This is a genomic window from Pantoea sp. X-Soil-ISGK-275, assembly GCF_059730795.1.
The window spans coordinates 330,915-351,047 of record NZ_AP035977.1; the positions used below are offsets into that span (position 1 = coordinate 330,915).

A 20,133-nucleotide genomic window follows, 5' to 3' on the forward strand; every position below is an offset into this window, starting at 1 on the left:
CGGAACGGGACGAACGTAATCATGGCAGGAAAACGGCAATTTTCCTGCTGTGATGGGCGTTAATTATGTTGCCGGGTACCAAACCGCTGCCGATACTGGCCGGGCGTGACGCCGGTGAGCTTGCGGAAAATTTTGCGGAAAGCGGAAGGGTCGCTGTAGCCGATCTCCCAGGCGATCTGATCGACCGAACGATTACTCAGCTCCAGCGCGTCGCGCGCTTTCATAATGCGTACCTGCTGCAAATAATCCGTTGGTCGCAGGCCGGTCGCTTTCTGGAAATGGCGCAGAAAAGTACGTGGCGTCATGCTTGCCAGCGCCGACATGCTCTCAATGCTGTGCTGCTCGGCAACATGGGCATGAAGATGATGCTGTGCGCGCAGAATCAGGCTATCACCGTGATCGAAATTGGGGATAAATGCCGAATAGGTGCTTTGCTCGCGTCGCGGCGGGTCGATCAGTAAAAAGCGTGAGGTCGCCAGCATGGTGCCGGTACCGAGCACTTTTTCGATCAGCGTTAAACCCAAATCCGTCCACGCCAAAATCCCACCGGCGGTAATAATGTCGCCATCGTCAATCACCATATTTTCCACCGCGACGTCTACCGCAGGAAAACGCTCCGACAGCGTCTGTGCAAAGGCCCAGTGCGTGGTGGCGCGACGATGATCGATCAGTCCGGTTTCGGCCAGCACAAAGGCACCGGCGCACACCGAACAGAGTGTTACGCCTGCGTCATAAAGCTTACTCATCCAGTTGGCGGGCACCTTCATGGGCACCATTTTCGCTGGCACCACCAGACTTGGCGGCGCAATCACGTGGCTCAGGCGATGTGCTGTATCGGGATGGCTATCCCAGACGCAAACCATGTGATCGCTATGCGCATCAATCTGCCAATGTGAGACACGAATCGTCCGCTTGCGCTCTTCACCCGATATATTCTCGGCCCATTCCGCAGCAATCCTGAACATATCGGTTAAGCCATATATCGCCGCGAGTTGGCAATCGGGATAGATCACTAAGCCAATCTCCGCGACAACGCTGCTTTCATCAGTTTTTATCATTTGTCAGTTACGGCCCTTAATGTGTCATATTTGACAATATTAGCCGTTGCCGCTTTCCATGACAATAAGCCCATCGAACGCAGACAATCACATACAGAGGACTTACTCATGAGCAACGGCATCATCACCACTCAAGACGGTACCAAAATCTTTTACAAAGACTGGGGCCCAGAAAACGCCCAACCGGTAGTGTTTCATCACGGCTGGCCGTTAAGCGCCGATGACTGGGATAACCAAATGTTGTTCTTCCTGGCGCAAGGTTATCGCGTTATCGCCCACGACCGTCGCGGCCATGGCCGTTCCGATCAGACCGATAGCGGCAACGATATGAACACTTACGCCGCCGACGTGGCAGAACTGGCTAAAGCGCTGGACCTGCGCAACGCTATCCATATCGGTCACTCAACCGGTGGCGGTGAAGTGGCGCGTTATGTAGCGCACGCTGAGCCAGGCCGCGTGGCGAAGGCGGTGTTGATGGGCGCAGTGCCGCCAATCATGCTGCAAACCGACGCCAATCCGGAAGGTTTACCGAAATCGGTGTTTGACGGTTTCCGCTCGGCGCTGGCAACCAACCGCGCGCAGTTCTTTATCGATGTGCCAGCGGGTCCGTTCTATGGTTTCAACCGTCCGGGGGCGAAAGTCAGTCAGGGCTTGATCGATAACTGGTGGCGTCAGGGCATGGCGGGCGGCGCGAAGGCGCAATACGACTGTATCACTGCCTTCTCGGAAACTGATTTTACCGAGGATTTAAAAGCGATCACGGTGCCGGTGTTGCTGCTGCACGGGGAAGACGATCAGGTAGTGCCGATTAATGATTCGGCGCATAAGGCGATTAAGCTGCTGAAACAGGGCACGCTGAAAACCTACCCAGGTTTGTCGCACGGTATGTTCGCGACGCATCCTGAGCAGATTAACCCCGATTTGTTAGCGTTTGCGAAAGCGTAAATTACCGAGTTCACGAATCGTAGCGGCGCAATTATTTGCGCGATAAATCGCGCCGCTACAGCATGTGCAATGTATGTTTACGCTAAGCCACCGGTGTCATGCCGGTTTGCCGGCTGTTCGCAGCCGGGAAACCCTGCTTAGCACGCAGCGCAATTCCCAACGCGACCAACAGCAATAGCAGAATCGCCCACGGAAAAGATTGGGAGCCGACATGTTCCAGCAACATTCCGCCGGTCAAACCGCCGAGGGCGATAGCGCTGTTCCAGGTGACGACATTCATGGAGAGCGCGACATCGGCATATTCGCCGGCGGCATCTGCCAGAGCCGTTTGCAGCAGCGTCGCGGCACCGCCGAAGGTGAGTCCCCAAACGGCTATGCCCGCATAGATCACGGCGGGTGTTGGCGTACTTAGACCAAAAATCACCGACACCGCAGCAAAGATGGAGAGTGACAGCAGCACCGCTTTGCGCAGATGCGTATCAATGATCTTACCGGTAATGAATATTCCCCCCAATGCCGCAATACCAAAGATCAGCAGCACCACATCCACGCGATCAGCCAGACCGGCTGAAGCAATGAACGGTGCAATGTAGGTGTAGAGAATGTTATGCGCCAGCATCCAGGTCAGCACCACGCCGAGCACGGCACTTACGCCGGGGAGGCGTAATACTGCGCCGAGCGGCATTTTTTGCGTGGCAGATTGGCCGGGATAGTTCGGTACGGCCAGCAAAATCCAGCCGATAAGAATGAGAGAGAGACCCGACATGGCGGCAAATGTCAGACGCCATCCCAGCAACGAACCCATCCATGTGCCTGCCGGAACACCGAGTGAAAGAGCGATTGGCGTGCCCACCATGGCGAGCGCCAATGCGCGTCCCTGCAGCGATGGAACCACCATTCTTCGCGCATAGCCCGCAATCAGACTCCACGCCAAACCGGCTGACGCACCAGCAAAAAATCGCGCTATTAAGATGATGACAACGTCAGAAGAGACGGCGGTAAGAGTGTTAAACAGCAGAAATCCACACACGGTGCTCAGCAGCACAACCCGGCGCGACCAGCTTCGGGTCAGCAATGTGAGCGGAATCGCGGCCAGTAGCGAACCGGCTGCATAGGAGGTAACCCATTGACCGGCCAGCGAGGGGGAAATATTAAGCCCCTGACTAATTTGTGGCAGCAATCCGGCGGGTATGGTTTCAGTCAGGATGCAGATAAAACCTGCCATTGCGAGCGCCAAAAGCGCCAGGATTGGCAGCCGTTGGGCTTCTTCGTGCTTAAACGTTGAATTCATTATTTAGCCTGCTCTTGATTTGCAACAGCGCCGCGAAGCGCCATGAATATATGTATCGATCGGTATTTATATTGCGGAGGCGAGCTGTGCGTTGTCAATGAATTCTGTATCGATTAGTATAAATGGCGGAGGATGTGATGATGAGAACAGGCAGACCAAGACAATTTGACCGGGATGAAGCGGTGATCAAAGCGATGCACCTTTTCTGGGAGAACGGCTATGAATCAACCTCGCTGGCGCAGCTCAAAGCCTCTATAGGTAAAGGCATCACCGCGCCAAGCTTCTATGCCGCGTTTGGATCGAAAGAGGCACTCTTTGCTGAAACCGTGAACTGTTATTTGCAAACCCATGCTCAGGTCACGGAAGCTTTGTGGGATACCCGCGTGCCCGCTCGGCAGGCGCTGGAAACCGCGCTGCTCAACTCCGCCAGAATGCAGTACGATCCTGCGCATCCGCGTGGATGCATGGTTGCGCTAAGCGTGATGTTTTCCTGTTCTGAGGAAAATCGCCACGTGCTTAAACCGCTTGAAGCATCGCGCATGCGCACCCGTGAAGGGATAAAGCATTGCGTTGAAAGAGGGATTGGCAGCGGTGAGTTGCGGGATGAGGAAGAGACGCTTTCGCTGGCGGTCAGCTTCAACAGCTTTATGCTGGGCATCTCGACGCTGGCGCGGGATGACGTCCCTCTCGCCGAAATTGAGCGGGGAATCGCTCAGATGATGAGGTTATGGGATGCCTCGCGGACAATCCCACAACCTTAAACAGCGCGTTACGGTTTGCGCTTTAGCGTAATGCGGGTCAACTCCGATGGTCGGCCCAAACGCACCGCCATGCCAGGCCAGAGCGCGGTGCCATTGTTGACGTAGAGCTGCATGCCGTCGACCTGATACAAACCCGACACGAAGCCCGCGTTGGGTTTGGCAAACAGGCGATCAAAGCCAACAATCAGGCCGCCGTGCGTGTGGCCAGACAGCTGTAGATCGATGTTTTTCAGCGCATTTTGCCGGGCGTTGCGCGGCTGGTGGTCGAGCAAGATCACCGGAGCGTTTTCCGGCGCACCGGCCAGCGCCAATTCCAAATCGGGGCCAACTGCGCCACGTCGTGCTGCTGACGTATCCGGCATGCCGGCGATCACTAGCTCGGCGTTATCGCGCTTAATCACCGTATGACGATTGAGTAGCGGCTCCAGACCCAGCGATGCCAGATGCGCGGTCCAGCGCTCCTGCTCAAAGAAATATTCGTGATTGCCGGTGATAGCAAACACGCCATCGCGGGCATGCAATCCGCGCAACGGCTCGACGTCCGCGCGACGATTCTGCAGCGTGCCGTCGATCACATCGCCGGTGACCAGAATCAGATCGACATCCAGCGTCATGGCTTTTTTCACCAGCGCGCGCGTCCATTTCTCGTTGAAGAGTTTGGTAATGTGCATATCTGTCAACTGCAACAGTTGATAGCCTTCGAATTCACGCGGAAGGTTGTCGATCTCAATGGTCACATCTTTGATCGGCGGCACGCGGATAGCCTGATAAACGCCAACGGTGGCCAGAATCAAGGCAAACGCCGCCGCCACATAACGCACCGCAGGCACAATTTCGAACGGATGGCGGAACAACAGCGAAACCAGCGCCACCATATCAATCACAAACTGCGTCAGCGCGAGGAATAACACGGCGCTGAAACCCCAGTTGAACAGGATGACGATGGCGCGCGGCATTTCCGGCGAGAACATGCTGCCAGAGGTAAAACGGCTCACCAGCAGATATTGCGAAGCCAGCAACACCAGCAGAGAAAGGATGATTTTTAACAGCAAGGGCATGGCTAACGGGAACAAAAATCGGGCGATCACATACCAGCTCGGTATGCTGAAAATCAGATGGAACATCATTCACTTCCCTGGTCTAAGAGCGCTGATTTAGCGCAAAAATTTATCCGCAAAGAACATTACTGACCGCACTGTTGATAAAACCGCATCATCGGGTGATGCCTTCAGCCAGCGTGGCCATCAGCAATGCCCGACGAGATTCGAGTTCACTAATTTGGCGTTCAATATCCGCCAGTCGCTTATATTGCACAGCCTGAGTTTCCGGGCAGAATGCTGCCCCTTCGATCATGCGCATACAATCCGGAAAAGAGCAGATTTCGGCAATGCTGAAACCGGTATTGATGAGCCGTTGAATCTGGCGCACCTGGGTGATCGCCTGTGGCGGGAAAAAACGGTATCCATTGCAGGCACGTGTTGAAGTTAGCAGATGATGGCGATCGTAATGACGAATGGCGCGCACGCTCACACCTGTCTCTCTTGCCAGCTCTCCAATTGATAACTGCATAAGTGACTCCCCATAAAGCGGCTTGACTCTGACATCAGTGTCAGGGTTCAGGATAGCCGGGAATCATTCATTTAAGGAGATTTTTTATGCTGTTACTTTTTAAACGCACAATGTTTATCGGCGTTCTCATGCTCTTTTCTGCCACGCTGTTTGCCGCTGAGAAGCAGTACTCCATTACCGCGCCAGATGGCGTGAAGCTGGCAGTACAGGAATCAGGTAATCCTGATGGTTTACCTATTGTGTTTATTCATGGTTTGCTTGGCAGCCACTTAAACTGGGAAAAACAGATCAGTGACGCGCAGTTACAGCAACGCTATCGGCTGATTACATTCGATATGCGTGGGCACGGTTTATCCGATAAGCCAGAACAAGAATCAGCTTACCGCGATGGGAAACGCTGGGCCGACGATCTCCGCGCAGTAATTAATCAAAGCCATGCCAATAAGCCGTTATTAGTCGGATGGTCATTGGGCGGGGCGGTGATCACCAACTACCTGGCGGCCTCTGGTGACGGTAATATCAGTGGCGCTATCTACGTCGACGGTGTGGTAGAGCTCAATCCCACATTGATTCCGGCGCATGACGTATATGGCGCAATGACGGCAAGTGATTTGAAAACACATCTGGATGGCGAGCGGGCCTTTCTGCAGCTATGTTTTTACCAGCAACCTGACCGCACCACCTTTGAACGCCTGCTGGCCAACGCCGCGCTAGCTGCGTGGCCCATGCAACGAGCGGTGCCCACCATGACCATTGCATTAGAAAAAGGAGTAAAAAATGTGCGTGTGCCGCTGCTGTTCATCTACGGTGAGCATGATGCATTGGTGAATCCTGCTGCATCTCTCGCCAGAGTAAAGCGTATCAATTCGCGCATTCAGACACAGATGTTTGCCGATTCTGGCCATGCGCCATTTATCGAAGAACCTGCGCGTTTTAATCGAACACTGGCAACGTTTGCTTCAGCTTTATAAAGTCTCAGGGCCGCCATCTTCGGCGGCCCTTATCCCGCGTTCACCACGGAGGATGCATGCAACGCCAGCAGCTGTTCGACTACATCATTCAGCACTATCAGGTAGAACCCGATTATCCGTGGAAAAAGCACAGTGAATATGCGGTGCTGCGTCATCCGCGGCACCGCAAATGGTTTGCGCTGGTGTTCCCGCTGGAGAGTCATAAACTCGGTTTGCCGGATGGGCCGGTGATTGACGTGATGAACATCAAAGCGCGCCCCGAACTCATTGGATCGCTGCGCCAGTTGCCCGGCGTTTATCCGGCTTACCACATGAACAAAGAACTTTGGTTGAGTATCACGCTGGAGAATGGCTTGCCGGACAGCGAGATTTTGGCGCTACTCGATGACAGCTTTAGTCTGACATTTTAGTGACGCTGTAACTTTTTTAACGTGAGCGACGCGACGGCATCATGCGCATTAAAGTGTTGTCTTTAAACAGATAATGATGTGCCAGCGCGGCAACGGCGTGAATGCCGATCAGCCAGTAACCATATGGCGCGAGGGTCTCATGCCAGTCCGCAATCGTGTCGGCGAAATCCGGATCAGGATCGCCACTCACCGGCATCGGAATACCAAAAATCCACCAGGTTCGTCCCATATAGAAACGCGACAGAATCCCCAGCGTGGGTAAGACGATGAAAAACACGTAGATCGCCAGATGCATCAGATGCGCCAGCCCGGTTTGCCAGTGCGGTGGTTTGGGCACAATTGCCGGGCTGCGATGACGAAAACGCAGCAGGATGCGCGACAGCATAATCACCAGCACACAGCTTCCAGCGCTGAAGTGACCAATGATCATCGCAAAGCCTTGCCACGAACCGCGCGTCGCCAATCCACGAAATTCCATGGTGCAATACGCAGTGACGACCAACAGGAAGGTCAACCAATGAAGAAAAATCTGTGATGGGGCATATTTATTGCTCATCTCTAATCCGTAAATATATCTGGCGGGACGTTTAATTTAAGGGAAAATGCCCTGAATTAATTCATATTTTGACGCATCAGCAACAGCGTTTTTACTTTTCCGCTTCAGTTGCCACCAATAACTGACTCAGCAAGGTTTTCAACTGTGCTTGCTGCGAGGCATCCAGCGTGGCCAGCAAACTGTTTTGCGTTTGCGTATGCACCAGCAGCGCTTGCTCGATCTTTGCTAAGCCTCCATCGGTGAGCGCCACCAGCATGCTGCGCTTATCCTCGGGATCGGCAACACGCAAAATCGAACCCACTTCTTCCAGCCGATTGAGGCGATTGGTCATCGCGCCCGATGTCACCAGCAACGATTTATACAGCTGCGTGGGCGACAAGCGATAGGGGGCGCCTGCGCGTCGCAGCGTCGCCAGCACATCAAATTCGCCATCGCGAAAACCAAACGGTGCCAGCGCTTCAGCGCGGGTTTTCGCCAGATGTTGCATGATGCGCAGCATACGGCCAAAAACCGCCATTGATGACGCATCCAACTCCGGCATCGCGCTGGCCCATTGTTCAACTACAAAATCGACGTGATCGGTCAAGCGGCTAACTCCTGAGTTTGATGTAAGAAGGTGCGCATGAATGCGCACCCTACGAAAAACGCGCCAATCTTTTGTAGGGTTGCCATTTATGGCGACCGAAAAACGCGGCATTTATGGCGACCATATCTCATCACCATTTGTTGCTTTGTGCGCATGGGCTATTGCTGCTCCGAAAAGTATCTTAACGTTAAGGTACTTTTAATGTGCAAGGAGATGCAAAGTGAATCGTACTTTACCTGCGGTTGGGATGTTTGCCTTACTGGTTTTTATTATCGCACTGAATTTGCGGCCGATTATGGCGGCGATGGGGCCGCTGTTTCCACTATTGCAGCGCGACGCGCAGCTTAGCGCCACGCAGCTTAGCCTGCTCACCACATTGCCGGTGATCATGATGGGATTAGCGGCGCTGGCGGGTCCGCTATTGTTGCGTCGGCTTGGCGAAGTGCGCGGTATCGCTGTTGGATTGCTGTTGCTGGCGCTGGCGAGTATCGCGCGTGGATTCGATCACTCCGCCACCCTGTTAATTGTCAGTGCGCTGGTGGCGGGCAGCGGAATAGGGTTAATTCAGGCCTTGATGCCCGCGCAGATCAAACGTCACTTCGGTGCGAAAGCGGGCACGCTGATGGCGTTATTCACCACCGGGATTATGGCGGGCGCAGCGATTGCTGCCGCCAGCGCCGCACCATTGGCGAAATCGCAAGGTTTAGCGTTAACGCTGGCAATTCCTGTTGTTCCCGCAGTCATCGCGCTGTTGCTGTGGTTGACGTTTTCACGCGGCGTAACGCCAATGCAAAGCAGCCAGGCTCCACGCACTGCTCGCTCACCGCGTGCCTGGCTGTTGATGATCTTCTTTGGCATTGGCACCGGCGCGTACACCTTGGTGCTGGCGTGGCTACCGCCGTTTTACATGCAGCACGGCTGGCAACCTGAACAAAGTGGCTATGTGCTGGGCGCGCTCACGCTGACGGAAGTTGCCGCGGGTTTTGTGCTGTCGGCGTTGATCCATCGCTTCCGCGATCGTCGCCGTCCGTTGCTGGTGGTGTTAACTTTGATTCTGCTGGGCTTGATCAGTCTGCTGTGGCTTGGTGGGGCGCAGGCGTGGCTGCCTACATTGCTGCTCGGATTAGGCATTGGCGCGCTGTTCCCGCTCTCGCTGATCGTCACGCTTGATCATGCGCACACGCCGGAAGAAGCGGGCGCATTGCTATCCTTCGTGCAGGGCGGCGGTTATTTGCTGGCGGCGTTGATGCCGCTGGTCGCTGGCATCGTACGTGACCGCGCCGCCTCGCTCGATAGTGCGTGGATAATCATGAGCGTGGGCATTGTGTTGCTGATGGTGATGGCGCTGCGGTTTAAACCACAGAGAATGTGATAAAACGTGGGGGCAATTTTTTAACGTAGGGTCGTCATTTATGACGACCTGGCAAAACAAGGAGCAACAATGTCGCCACAAGTGGGAATCGGCGTTTTAATTTTCCGCGACGGGAAACTGTTATTGGGACAACGCAAAGGCAGCCACGGCGCGGGCGACTGGTCTGCGCCGGGCGGGCATCTGGAGTTTGGCGAATCGCCGGAAGCCTGCGCGCGTCGAGAAGTGCTGGAAGAAACCGGCCTACAGCTTGGCGAACTGCAAAACGGCGCGTTCGTTAGCGATGTGTTTCCCGAGGTCAACAAGCACTACATTACGCTACTGATGGTGGCGCAGGATGCAATCGGTGAACCACAACTGATGGAGCCTGAAAAGTGCCACGGCTGGCAATGGTTCGCACCAGACAATCTGCCGCAACCGCTGTTTGCACCGCTGCGCACCTGGATCGCACGCGATGGAATCGCGGCGTTAAAGGCGCTGGGAAAATCGACTTAAAGCACCAGCTTCATCACGGTAACTTCTTCATCAGCCATCACGCGTTGTTCCACATCCTGCCAGCCGAAGCGGCGATAGAGCGCTTGTTGATCCGGCGTATACAGCCACAACGCGCTAATCCCACGCAGACGCGCTTCAGTAATCAAGCGCGTCACCAAAGTGCTCGCCAACCCTTTACCGCGATGTTCGGCAGCCGTAATCACTTCGCCAAGCCAAAACTCGCGCTCGGCGATATCGTGCAGTTCGTAATGGATAATGCTGGCGGTCGCCATCAATTCGCCATCGGATGTGGTGGCAACCAGCGTCAGCGTTTTGGCCTCCGCGTGATTGCGCGCCTGCAAACGCTGCTGAATCACCGCCGCATCACGCCAGTTGGGGAAATCCGACCATTCGCGATGCAGCATTTGCGTCACTGCATCCAATAACTGTGGCTGTTGCGCCAGCAGGTTGATGTGCATTCCGATTCCTAAAAATGGCGGGCGAGAGTGACAACATAACGGTTAGCTACTGATATTGCCAAGCAAACGGCGCTCGACAGTCGCGCCAGGCATCATCTGCAGAATACCGTGCTCCAGCATATCGCCCGCTTGTTGCAATGTGTAGAGCGGCATCGCCGGTAAACGTTCCAGCACAAACCACATCTGCGCTTGCTCAATACTGAGACGCGTGCGCACGCCTTGTCGCCAGTTCCAGCGCCGACAGGTGACGCCTGCATCATCCCGCCATACCACTTCGCCAGGTTCTGGAGATTCATGGCTTAACACGCCTTCTTTATAGACATCGAAGGATTCGCTGCCATCGGCGCGTGTCAGTTGCGGGTTGCCCACGTAAGCGGCCACATTCTCACCGCCGACCGGAATGGCGAAACGAATGCTCACCGCATTGTAGAGATCAACGATCGGATCGATGGCCGCCATAGTTCCGTCGCGCTGCACGCGCTTGCGCAACGCATCTGCTGAACAGGGCGTGCGCTTCGGTTTAGCGCCAAAGCGTTTGAACATCTCAGCCCATTGCGTCAGATGTTCTTCCGCCCACGGAAAGTCATTCTGCAACATGTCGCGACACGCTTGCGCTAAGGCTTCTTCACCAACGTGCGGACGCTCCACTGGCGCAGCCTGAACTAAAATGCTGAGCGCGGTAAAGTCAGGCGCTAAGGCAGAAACGGAAGGATCGATTGACGGGCTAAAGGTGAACATAACATAATCCTGTAATGACTAATTTATTCCATGATAGTGACCGATGAAGACGAAAGTCAATAAATTGACCGAAACAGGTTCTGATATCGACTACGTGAGCGCCGCCGTATCAGCCAGTGTCAAAAGCTTCCGCCAACAGCAAAAACTGTCGCTGGATGAGTTGTCACGCCGCGCGGGCGTCAGTAAAGGCATGTTAGTTGAGATTGAGAAAGGCAGCGCAAATCCCAGCATCGCCATTCTGTGCAAAGTGGCGGCTGCGCTGGGAATATCGGTGGCCGATATTGTGAATGTCACCGCCGATCCGCTCGCGCATCTGGTTGCTGAAGAGGATATACCGGTGTTATGGCAAGGCGACAAGGGCGGCACGGCGCGTTTGCTGGCGGGCACCCAAGGGCCGGATATGATCGAGCTGTGGCGTTGGGAGATGTTTCCCGGCGAACATTTTGCCTCGCCGGGTCATCCGCAGCGCACTTACGAACTGCTGCATGTCGAGCAGGGCGAACTCACGCTGAAGGTTGATGAACAGCAGTTGCAGGTGCCGCGCGGCAGTTCAGCGGTGGCAAAAACCACTGCGCCGCACAGCTATGCGAACCTCGGCGAACTGCCGCTGATTTTCACCATGGCTGTCGCCGAAATTCACAGTTAATCCACTTCGTTCGCCAGCGCCACCGCATCTTTACCGGCAGGAATGCGCATCGGAGCATGCGAATCGATAGCATAGCGGTGGCAGAAGTAGCGGAACGCGTCAGCTATCGCTCAGCCAGTGCTTACAGCGTGGCATTCAGTCGTTACGTTGGACAGCTACCGGCGTGGTTCGCCGCAGAAGAGGAAATTTAAATCTAATACTTCAGAAATTATTTCAGCATCAATTGATGGGGTATTGACCTATTTGGCTAATTTTTCTTATCGGCTAAAAGTTCTCATCGTTACTGGTTGTTAAGGTTTGTCTTATTAATTTTAATGAATTCCGCGAAAACCACTGTAAGAATTTAAGGACAAAGCTTAAGTTCTTTTAAATAATTAATGGTTAATGTTCTTGCGCATTTACGATCCCTTACACAGGTGTGAGACATGAAAACCAAATCTTTTTTATCCAGCCGAAATATTGGCCTGGATCTGCTGCGTGCAGGACTGATTATTGAAGGTGTTTTATTACACGCTTCCCGTAGTTTACCCGGAGAAAACAGTTGGATTTATAACTCTCAGCGCGACCCTTCAACACTCTTTACAGCCTTATTAAGTTTGATACATACGTTCAGAATGGAAGTTTTTTTCTTTTTATCGGGTATGTTTTCAGCACTCATTATTCTAAGGAAAGGGCGAGCGTTTTTTCATGATAATCGACGTAAACGCGTACTTCTGCCACTGCTATCTGCCTATATCATTATTCCTCCATTAATGTACTGCCTTGAAAAGCAAATGAGTACCTCTGTGATAACCTTAAAAGGCGTGCTAGAAAGTTATGCGACCCTGCATCATTTATGGTTTTTGGTTTCCTTAAGCATCATGTCATTACTGATCCCCAATCGATTTTATCAGTGGTGCGCCCGTTATTTCGCCAAAATGCCGCTGCCATTCCTGATTGCATTATTGATAGTATTGGGCAATCTATTCTTTGTTTTGAAGTTTCTGACAAAAGGTCAGGGCGATTTTATTAATTTAATTCCAGTCACTGCACGTTTCCTTGTGTATTATACTGCTGGCTATGCTCTGTATATCCATCGCGGCAATATTTCATGCTATAGCAACAGTATCGTTATGAATGGCGGGTTAATTGCTGCTCTGGCTATGGCAATATGGTTAGGTTTCTTTATGGTGGCAGAGTTTCATATTGAAGGCGCGATGAAGTACTTGCCTACGCTTGCAGGTAGCGTCTTTTCAGTTTTGTTATCCTATTGGTTAGTATTTAAGTTTGAAAAAATTCAGATTAAAGAAAACCGCATGCTGACTACTATTATCGATTCAGCGTTAGTGATTTACTTATTGCATTATCCAGTAGTTATTGCATTTTCCTGGTTGTTAGATACCTGGCTCCCGGCACAATTCTCAATCATTTATGTGTTGATAGATTTTGTCATTGGTATTGCAGTAAGTGTTGTGTGTTACTTTCTCATAAAACAATCGCATTACGCTTCCTTCATTTTTGGGGTAAAGCCAAAAATGAAGAAGTTTACATGACCGCTTGGCTGAAAATTGTTCGATATGCGCTTTATCGGACAATAAATTAATACTCTTCAAGCGGGCTATCAATCAGCGGAACAATTTTTCCAAAATTAATGCCGATACCGCTTGAAGCGTTCATCGCCAACCTGGCGGGAAGTTGCCGATCAATCACGAGGGTGCAGCGATGGGTGTTTGCGTCAAAATCCATGATTCAGGCTTCACTTCGCGTGTTTTCAAAGGTACGCACGACGTAGGGGTCGCCATCCATGGCGATCACTTCATCAGCCATGCACCTGCTGCGTGCGCCGATCCCTCACCGTGACATACAAAAACGCCAGCACAAACAGCGCCGCGTAGATCACCACAATGGTTGGACCCGGCGCGCTATCGAGGAAGAACGAGGCGTACACGCCGCTGAAACCCGTTACCATCGCAATGCCAATCGCCAGCAACATCACCTGCACAAAACGGCGCGCCAACAGCAAGGCGATAGCGCCGGGCGCGATCAGCATGGAAATCGACAGAATTACGCCCACCGATTTCAGCGCGGCGACAATGGTCAGCGAGATCAAACACAGCAAACCGTAATGCATCAGTTTACCGTTGATGCCGCAGGCGCGCGCCTGATTGGGATCGAACGCGTGCAGCAGTAAATCGCGCCACTTAATACCAATCAGCACGCTGACAATCACCGCGATGGCCGCGGTCTGGATGATATCCGCCAGGCTGATACCCAGCATATCGCCGAACAAAATGTGGTCGAGATGCACTTCAGGCTGCAGTTTCAGGTACAGCACCAAACCGGCGCCAAACATGCCGGAGAAGACGATGCCCATCACCGTATCGGGTTTGATGCGGCTGTTTTCGCTGATGTAGCCGGTTGCGACGGCGCACAGCATCCCGGCGACAAACGCGCCGATGGCGTACGGCAAGCCAATCAGCCAGGCGATCACCACGCCGGGAAATACCGCGTGGCTCATCGCATCACCGAGCAATGACCAACCTTTCAGCACCAGAAACGCCGACAGCATCGCGCACGGCAGCGACAGCACCAAGGTGGTGATCAGCGCCATGTTCATGAATTCGAAATGGAAAGGACTCAACAGTAATTCAGCCATTTACGCCGTCCTCCAGGGTCTGACGCGCACGACGGCGCGCCGCCAGCACGCCATGTTTTGGCGCGAAGACAAAGGCCACTAAAAATACCAGCGTTTGTGCCACCACAATCACGCCGCCAGTCGCGCCGTCGAGGAAGTAGCTGCTCCACGCGCCGAGAAAACTGGTGACGCTGCCAATGGCGACGGCGATCATCAACAGACGTGGAAAACGATCGGTCAGCAGATAGGCGGTCGCGCCGGGCGTCACCACCAGACAAATCACCATAAAGGCGCCGACGGTTTGCAGCGCGGCGACGGTGGACGCCGAGAGCAGGGTAAAGAACAGGATCTTCAGCCGCAGCGTATTCAAACCGAGTGAACGTGCGTGGCTCTCGTCAAAGAAGGTCACCATCAGATCTTTCCACTTCAGCAGCAGAATGGTCAGGGTGATAAAGCCAATCGCGCCGAGCTGCCAGATATCAGCGGGCGCAACCGACAAAATATTGCCCAGAACGATGGTTTGAATGTTCACCGACGTGGGATTAAGCGACACCAGAAACAGGCCGATGCCGAAAAACGACGAGAAAATCAGACCGATGATGGCATCTTCTTTTAAACGCGTGCGTTGATTAAGAAACAGCATGCTGCCAGCCGCCAGCCCGCCGGAGAGAAACGCGCCGAGTGAAAAGGGCAGTCCGAGCATATACGCGCCCGCCACGCCGGGCACAATCGAGTGCGACAGCGCATCGCCAATCAGTGACCAGCCTTTCAGCATCAGAAAGCAGGAAAGAAAGGCGCAAATCGCGCCGACCAGCGCCGCGATCCACATCGCATTCAGCATGTATTGATAGCCAAACGGTTCAATAATCCACGACATGATTTGCTCCCCGGTCCGGATTTTTGTCCTTCATCAACTGCATTAATACCGCGTTACGCTCATGCAGTGCGCCATCAAAGGTCTGCGCCAGATTGTCGGCGGTGAAAGTGTCATGCAACAGGCCGCTCGCCAGCACGGTGTTTTTCACCAGTACGCAGCGATCGCAGAAATCGGGGATGGCGTTGAGATCGTGGGTGGAAACCAGCATGGTGCGGCCTTCGTCGCGCAGCTCTTTCAGCAGGGCGATAATCGCGGCTTCGGTTTTGACGTCAACGCCGGTAAACGGCTCGTCCAGCAGGATAATCTGGCCACTTTGCGCCAGCGCGCGCGCCAGAAACACGCGTTTCTTTTGCCCGCCCGACAGCTCGCCAATCTGACGATGACGATAGGCGCTCATTCCCACGCGTTCCAGCGCCTGATCTACGCTCAGTTTATCGGCGGCACGCGGAATACGCAGCATGCCCATGTAGCCGTAGCGGCCCATCATTACCACATCTTCCACCAGCACCGGGAAGCTCCAGTCGACTTCCTCCGCTTGCGGAACATAAGAAACAATATTGTGTTTCAGCGCCTTATTGGCCGGTAAACCGGCCAGCGTTACCGCGCCTGAGGAGAGCGGCACAAATCCCATGATCGCTTTAAACAGCGTGGATTTGCCAGAGCCGTTAACACCAATCAGCGCGGTAATGCTGCCTGCGGGCACGCTAAAAGAGGCTTTACGCAGCGCCGTGTGGCCGTTGCGGTAGGTAACGCCGACATTCTCGACGAGTAAACCTGCGGCTGGGTTCATTTCTGACTTCCTTCTGTGATGCCTTTCACCACGGTTTCAGTGGTGACGCGCAAGAGATCCAGATAGGTCGGCACCGGGCCATCGCTGTTGCTCAGCGAATCGACGTACAACACGCCGCCGTAATGAATACCGGCTTCACGCGCCACTTGTTGAGCAGGTTTGGCCGAGATGGTGCTTTCACTAAAGATGGCTGGAATTTGATGATCGCGCACCGCATCGATCACTTTACGCACCTGCTGCGGCGTGCCTTGCTGATCGGCGTTAATCGGCCATAAATAGAGTTCTTTCAAACCGAAATCGCGCGCCAGGTAAGAGAACGCACCTTCACTGGTCACCAACCACCGTTTATCGGTGGGCAGTTTGTCGATAGCGGCACGCATCGGCGCGATGGTCTGCTGAATCTGCGCTTTGTAACGCTCGGCGTTGGCCTGATAAATCGCGGCATTGGCGGGATCGTATTTTTGCAGCGCATTACGGATGTTATCGACGTAGATCAGCGCGTTATCCGGCGACATCCACGCATGCGGATTGGGTTTGCCGTTGTACGGGCCTTCGGTGATGCCCATTGGCTCAATGCCTTGCGTCACGGTAACCTGCGGCACATCCTTGAGGCGCTGGTAAAAACGGCTGAACCACAATTCCAGATTAAAGCCGTTTACCAGGATTAGATTGGCACCTTGCGCGCGACGAATATCGCCTGGCGTGGGTTGGTATTCGTGGATTTCTGCGCCGGTTTTGGTAATCGACGTCACCTCCGCCGCATCACCCGCAACGTTTTTCGCCATATCGGCGATCACCGTAAAAGTGGTTACCACTTTAAGTTTTTCAGCCGCGGACGCGGTAAACGCGCTGAGTGACAGCAGGACAGCAATCGCAGGCAAGAGGCGTTGAGTGAACATGATCATCTCCAGAGAAATATAGCCAATGCTATAATATATAGCTGATGCTATTTATATGAGTCATTTTTGTTCGCAATGCCAGTATCTAGACGAAAATTTACGAAAGGGGAACGGTATATAAAGGCGGGATTTTGTCGGGTGCGCATCTCTGCGCACCGGGGAAGTCAGCGCATTAATCAGCTGGCGTCAAAAATCACATACAACTTGCGCATGGTGTTTTCAATTAGCCAGGTGCCTTCGGTATTGGCTTCAAAGAACAACGAATCGCCAGGTTTGAAGTGCAGCGTCTCTTCACCATCCGGCGTGAAAGAGCCGTTGCCGTTGAGGAAGTGCATGATTTCGGCCTGTTTCACCGAGCGGCGATAGGAACCGACGCCGCACTCGAATATTCCGGTATCGATATCCTCTTTACCGGGAATCACTTTCTGAATGCCGGATAATGCAATGCTGCCGGTGCCAGGTAAACCTTCCACGCTACCCCAATCTTCCATCGATGCAATGGTGGCGGGTTGGGTGATTTTTTGGACTTTCATTATTTTCCTCTGAATTAAGTGTTGTGCGGTTGAGATTCCAGGTCGCCATGAATGGCGACACTGCGGCAACAGTCGCAGGTGGTGGAGACCACGTTGCCCAGCACGCGGCGCAGAAAATCCTGGGTGCGGGGCTCCTGCGGTTTTAGCAGGATTTGATCGGCGGGACCTTGTTCGACAATTTGGCCGCTGTGCAGGAAACAGACGCGGTCAGCGACTTCGCGCGCAAACTGCATTTCATGCGTCACAACAATCATCGTCATGCCTTCACGCGCCAGATTGCGCATCACCTGCAGCACTTCGCCCACCAGTTCTGGATCGAGCGCTGAGGTTGGTTCATCAAACAATATCGCTTTTGGTTGCAGCGCCAGCGTGCGGGCAATCGCCACGCGCTGCTGTTGACCGCCGGAAAGCTGCGTCGGCCACGCGTTGATCTTCTCCGCCAGCCCCACCATCGCCAGCAGATCTTTGGCGCGCTTTTCCGCCACATGACGCGGTTCGCCATTGACGTGAATCGGACCTTCCATCACGTTCTCTAACACGCTGCGATGCGGGAACAGGTTGAAGCGCTGAAACACCATGCCGATCTGACGACGCAGATCGTTGATGCTTTTATGTTTGTTATTGACGCGCTGGCCCAGCACGTTGATGTCGCCGCCTTCGTAGGTTTCCAGGCCGTTAATGCAGCGCAATATGGTCGATTTCCCTGAACCCGACGGGCCGATCAAACACACCACTTCTCCTTCGCTGACGTTGAAACTCACGCCCTTCAGCACTTCGACATGGCCGAATTTTTTGTACACATCACGAATTTCAATCATCTCAGGCTCCTTTAATCTGGCGTTTTTCCAGCTGCTTGGTTAGCGCCAGCAACGGCAGGCACAGCACCAGATAAAGCAGCGCCACCAGCGTATACACCGTGGTGTTATCGAACGTGGATGCAGCAATCAGCTGGCCCTGACGTGTCATCTCGGTGACGGCGATGGTGGAGGCCAGCGCGGAATCTTTCAGCATCATCACCAGCGTATTGCTGTAAGGCGGCAGGGCAACATGAAACGCCTGCGGCAGCACCACACGGCGCATTGCTTTCGGGAAACTCATGCCCATTGAGCGTGCGGCTTCGAGCTGGCCGCGATCTACCGATTCAATGCCGGCGCGGAAAATTTCAGCGATATAGGTCGAAAAGCAGAAGGCGATACCGATCACGCTGGCCTGAAATGACGACAGCGTGATACCAATATCGGGGAAGACAAAATAGATATAAAACAGCACCACAATCATCGGCAGGCCGCGCGTAATATTAATTACCGTCGCGATCGGCCAGGAAATTATTTTCCAAGGACACATCTTCGCAGCAGCAAAAATCAGTCCCAATGGCGTGCTGATTATCAGGGACAAAATGGTGATGTAAATCGTCATTTCGGCCCCTTTTAACAGGAAGGGCAGATAAACGTGAATACTACTCCAATCCATGATAATCCCCTGCAGATAATTTTCATTATAATGAATATCCCCGATGGCGAATCACTGTCAATCTTTACCCGCCGCACAGAGATAGCTTTTACTTATTGTCGTCATACGAATAGGCTATAGGTTAAATAACGCTTGTTATCAAAGGGGTTAATCCTGAATTGTGAATTCACGCAGTGTGATTAAATAAAACATTGACAGACACCTGACTAATTTCATTATAGTGAAAATGACGTTCGCCCTTTTCATTTGATTCAGGAGTGAGTTATGTCTGCTAATCGTTCCCGGTTATTACTTGCGTGTCTGGCGGCTGCATTTAGCCTCAATGCTCAAGCGGCGGCGCTGACCGCCGGTTCACCGCCTTCCAGTGCGCCAACCACTTTTCTCGATACCCAAAGCGGCAAAATTGAAGGCTTTATGCCGGATGTGGCAGCCGAAGTGGCTAAACGCCAGCACCTCGACATCAACTACACCGCCATTCCGTTCTCCACGCTGATTCAATCGGTGATTGCCGGCAAAATCGACATGATTGTGGCCGGTATGACGCCCACCGAAGAACGCGCAAAACGCATTACGTTTTCGCAGCCGGTGACCGCGTTTGGCGCGGGTTTGGTGGTGCGTGACGACAACAAAAAGACCTATAACTCGTGGCAGGATGTAAAAGGTGACATCGTCGGCACCATGGCGGGCACCGATTACACCCAAAGCCTGATGGCGAGCGGCATCGCCAAAGAGGTGAAGGTGTATGACAGTCCGGCGGATATGACGCGCGATTTATCGCTCGGACGTATTGCGGCAGGCATGAATGATTATCCGATCCTGAAAGCGCAGGAAAAAGCCGGTGGCCTGAAAGGCATGCACGTTATCGACGGTTATAAACCCGAACATGTTTCGCCGATGGCGTTTGGCGTGAAAAAGGGCAACGACCCATTAATGGCGCAGATTAATAGCGCGCTGACTGCGATGAAAGAAGACGGCACTTTGCAAATTATTAAAACCAAATGGGGCATGCCATAACGTCGCTGCGGCATATTTTGCTGTCTCGCACCGGTAATTTCAGCGATAAACACAGTATCAGGGAAATAAACGCGGCGACTGCG

The 20,133-nt window shown here is 53.3% G+C and carries 26 protein-coding genes; 10 read left to right on the forward strand and 16 right to left on the reverse strand.

Annotated features, from left to right (window positions below):
• Window positions 1–59: 59 nt before the first annotated feature.
• Complete coding sequence (locus AC6I8A_RS20845; RefSeq protein ID WP_312184041.1) at window positions 60–1,058, reverse strand: GlxA family transcriptional regulator; 999 nt, start codon at window positions 1,056–1,058, stop codon at window positions 60–62.
• A 108-nt stretch (window positions 1,059–1,166) separates the two neighbouring features.
• Here AC6I8A_RS20845 and AC6I8A_RS20850 point away from each other — a divergent pair, with 108 nt between their 5' ends.
• A complete protein-coding gene (locus AC6I8A_RS20850; RefSeq protein ID WP_265298484.1) occupies window positions 1,167–2,003 on the forward strand; it encodes an alpha/beta fold hydrolase in 837 nt (278 codons plus the stop codon).
• An 82-nt stretch (window positions 2,004–2,085) separates the two neighbouring features.
• Here AC6I8A_RS20850 and AC6I8A_RS20855 read toward each other — a convergent pair whose 3' ends face one another.
• Complete coding sequence (locus tag AC6I8A_RS20855) at window positions 2,086–3,294, reverse strand: MFS transporter (RefSeq protein WP_265298482.1); 1,209 nt, start codon at window positions 3,292–3,294, stop codon at window positions 2,086–2,088.
• Between the two features lie 137 nt (window positions 3,295–3,431).
• Here AC6I8A_RS20855 and AC6I8A_RS20860 point away from each other — a divergent pair, with 137 nt between their 5' ends.
• Window positions 3,432–4,055 (forward strand): TetR/AcrR family transcriptional regulator, encoded by a 624-nt coding sequence (locus AC6I8A_RS20860; RefSeq protein ID WP_265298480.1) that lies wholly within the window; start codon window positions 3,432–3,434, stop codon window positions 4,053–4,055.
• Between the two features lie 8 nt (window positions 4,056–4,063).
• On the opposite strand, the gene AC6I8A_RS20865 is transcribed toward AC6I8A_RS20860, so the two are convergent.
• On the reverse strand, window positions 4,064–5,179 hold the full coding sequence (locus AC6I8A_RS20865) for a metallophosphoesterase (protein ID WP_497819340.1): 1,116 nt from the start codon (window positions 5,177–5,179) through the stop codon (window positions 4,064–4,066).
• Window positions 5,180–5,267: 88 nt separating this feature from the next.
• Window positions 5,268–5,624, reverse strand: coding sequence for a MerR family transcriptional regulator (locus AC6I8A_RS20870; protein ID WP_110866970.1), 357 nt, complete (start codon window positions 5,622–5,624; stop codon window positions 5,268–5,270).
• An 86-nt stretch (window positions 5,625–5,710) separates the two neighbouring features.
• On the opposite strand from AC6I8A_RS20870, the gene AC6I8A_RS20875 reads away from it, so the two are divergent.
• Entirely contained in the window at window positions 5,711–6,595 is an 885-nt protein-coding gene (locus AC6I8A_RS20875) for an alpha/beta fold hydrolase (protein ID WP_414858934.1), read from the forward strand.
• A 56-nt stretch (window positions 6,596–6,651) separates the two neighbouring features.
• The gene (locus tag AC6I8A_RS20880) at window positions 6,652–7,005 is read left to right on the forward strand and encodes an MmcQ/YjbR family DNA-binding protein (protein ID WP_265298472.1); all 354 of its coding nucleotides are present in this window, start codon (window positions 6,652–6,654) and stop codon (window positions 7,003–7,005) included.
• Between the two features lie 16 nt (window positions 7,006–7,021).
• On the opposite strand, the gene cybB is transcribed toward AC6I8A_RS20880, so the two are convergent.
• Both cybB and AC6I8A_RS20890 read right to left on the reverse strand, forming a co-directional pair.
• Window positions 7,022–7,561 carry a cytochrome b561 gene (gene cybB / locus AC6I8A_RS20885; RefSeq protein WP_265298469.1) on the reverse strand — a complete coding sequence of 180 codons (540 nt, stop codon included), beginning with the start codon at window positions 7,559–7,561 and terminating at the stop codon, window positions 7,022–7,024.
• A gap of 91 nt (window positions 7,562–7,652) precedes the next feature.
• Window positions 7,653–8,147 (reverse strand): MarR family winged helix-turn-helix transcriptional regulator, encoded by a 495-nt coding sequence (locus AC6I8A_RS20890; RefSeq protein ID WP_265298467.1) that lies wholly within the window; start codon window positions 8,145–8,147, stop codon window positions 7,653–7,655.
• Between the two features lie 220 nt (window positions 8,148–8,367).
• Between AC6I8A_RS20890 and AC6I8A_RS20895 the strand changes: the two genes are divergently transcribed.
• Together AC6I8A_RS20895 and AC6I8A_RS20900 are read left to right on the forward strand one after the other, a co-directional pair.
• Window positions 8,368–9,519, forward strand: a complete 1,152-nt coding sequence (locus AC6I8A_RS20895; RefSeq protein ID WP_265298465.1) for an MFS transporter — start codon at window positions 8,368–8,370, stop codon at window positions 9,517–9,519.
• Window positions 9,520–9,588: 69 nt separating this feature from the next.
• Window positions 9,589–10,011: a nucleotide triphosphate diphosphatase NUDT15 gene (locus AC6I8A_RS20900; protein ID WP_265298462.1), complete on the forward strand. Its 423-nt coding sequence runs from the start codon at window positions 9,589–9,591 to the stop codon at window positions 10,009–10,011.
• Here AC6I8A_RS20900 and AC6I8A_RS20905 read toward each other — a convergent pair.
• Complete coding sequence (locus tag AC6I8A_RS20905; RefSeq protein WP_497819099.1) at window positions 10,008–10,469, reverse strand: GNAT family N-acetyltransferase; 462 nt, start codon at window positions 10,467–10,469, stop codon at window positions 10,008–10,010. The two genes, AC6I8A_RS20900 and AC6I8A_RS20905, sit on opposite strands and share 4 nt — an antisense overlap.
• A gap of 42 nt (window positions 10,470–10,511) precedes the next feature.
• Entirely contained in the window at window positions 10,512–11,207 is a 696-nt protein-coding gene (locus AC6I8A_RS20910; protein WP_497819100.1) for a B3/B4 domain-containing protein, read from the reverse strand.
• A gap of 43 nt (window positions 11,208–11,250) precedes the next feature.
• Here AC6I8A_RS20910 and AC6I8A_RS20915 point away from each other — a divergent pair, with 43 nt between their 5' ends.
• The 3 genes from AC6I8A_RS20915 to AC6I8A_RS20925 all read left to right on the forward strand — a co-directional run bounded on the left by AC6I8A_RS20915 (window position 11,251) and on the right by AC6I8A_RS20925 (window position 13,385).
• A complete protein-coding gene (locus AC6I8A_RS20915; protein ID WP_497819101.1) occupies window positions 11,251–11,853 on the forward strand; it encodes an XRE family transcriptional regulator in 603 nt (200 codons plus the stop codon).
• 56 nt (window positions 11,854–11,909) lie between these two features.
• Window positions 11,910–12,044, forward strand: a complete 135-nt coding sequence (locus tag AC6I8A_RS20920; RefSeq protein WP_265298454.1) for a helix-turn-helix transcriptional regulator — start codon at window positions 11,910–11,912, stop codon at window positions 12,042–12,044.
• A gap of 234 nt (window positions 12,045–12,278) precedes the next feature.
• Window positions 12,279–13,385 (forward strand): acyltransferase family protein, encoded by a 1,107-nt coding sequence (locus AC6I8A_RS20925; RefSeq protein ID WP_256698771.1) that lies wholly within the window; start codon window positions 12,279–12,281, stop codon window positions 13,383–13,385.
• Window positions 13,386–13,431: 46 nt separating this feature from the next.
• On the opposite strand, the gene AC6I8A_RS20930 is transcribed toward AC6I8A_RS20925, so the two are convergent.
• The 8 genes from AC6I8A_RS20930 to AC6I8A_RS20965 all read right to left on the reverse strand — a co-directional run bounded on the left by AC6I8A_RS20930 (window position 13,432) and on the right by AC6I8A_RS20965 (window position 19,036).
• Window positions 13,432–13,578: a hypothetical protein gene (locus AC6I8A_RS20930; protein ID WP_414858933.1), complete on the reverse strand. Its 147-nt coding sequence runs from the start codon at window positions 13,576–13,578 to the stop codon at window positions 13,432–13,434.
• A 73-nt stretch (window positions 13,579–13,651) separates the two neighbouring features.
• Window positions 13,652–14,488 (reverse strand): metal ABC transporter permease, encoded by an 837-nt coding sequence (locus tag AC6I8A_RS20935; protein ID WP_265298450.1) that lies wholly within the window; start codon window positions 14,486–14,488, stop codon window positions 13,652–13,654.
• Entirely contained in the window at window positions 14,481–15,344 is an 864-nt protein-coding gene (gene sitC, locus AC6I8A_RS20940; protein WP_265298448.1) for an iron/manganese ABC transporter permease subunit SitC, read from the reverse strand. The genes AC6I8A_RS20935 and sitC overlap by 8 nt, the downstream gene beginning before the upstream one ends.
• The gene (locus tag AC6I8A_RS20945; protein ID WP_179452669.1) at window positions 15,328–16,134 is read right to left on the reverse strand and encodes a manganese/iron ABC transporter ATP-binding protein; all 807 of its coding nucleotides are present in this window, start codon (window positions 16,132–16,134) and stop codon (window positions 15,328–15,330) included. Before AC6I8A_RS20945 ends, sitC begins: the two co-directional genes overlap by 17 nt.
• A complete protein-coding gene (locus tag AC6I8A_RS20950) occupies window positions 16,131–17,033 on the reverse strand; it encodes a metal ABC transporter substrate-binding protein (RefSeq protein WP_256698767.1) in 903 nt (300 codons plus the stop codon). Before AC6I8A_RS20950 ends, AC6I8A_RS20945 begins: the two co-directional genes overlap by 4 nt.
• Before the next feature lie 176 nt (window positions 17,034–17,209).
• The gene (locus tag AC6I8A_RS20955; RefSeq protein ID WP_479485338.1) at window positions 17,210–17,566 is read right to left on the reverse strand and encodes a cupin domain-containing protein; all 357 of its coding nucleotides are present in this window, start codon (window positions 17,564–17,566) and stop codon (window positions 17,210–17,212) included.
• Window positions 17,567–17,580: 14 nt separating this feature from the next.
• A complete protein-coding gene (locus AC6I8A_RS20960; RefSeq protein WP_497819102.1) occupies window positions 17,581–18,384 on the reverse strand; it encodes an amino acid ABC transporter ATP-binding protein in 804 nt (267 codons plus the stop codon).
• A 1-nt stretch (window position 18,385) separates the two neighbouring features.
• Complete coding sequence (locus AC6I8A_RS20965; protein ID WP_008108724.1) at window positions 18,386–19,036, reverse strand: amino acid ABC transporter permease; 651 nt, start codon at window positions 19,034–19,036, stop codon at window positions 18,386–18,388.
• 264 nt (window positions 19,037–19,300) lie between these two features.
• On the opposite strand from AC6I8A_RS20965, the gene AC6I8A_RS20970 reads away from it, so the two are divergent.
• The gene (locus AC6I8A_RS20970) at window positions 19,301–20,050 is read left to right on the forward strand and encodes an ABC transporter substrate-binding protein (protein WP_497819103.1); all 750 of its coding nucleotides are present in this window, start codon (window positions 19,301–19,303) and stop codon (window positions 20,048–20,050) included.
• The last annotated feature ends 83 nt before the right edge of the window (window positions 20,051–20,133 follow it).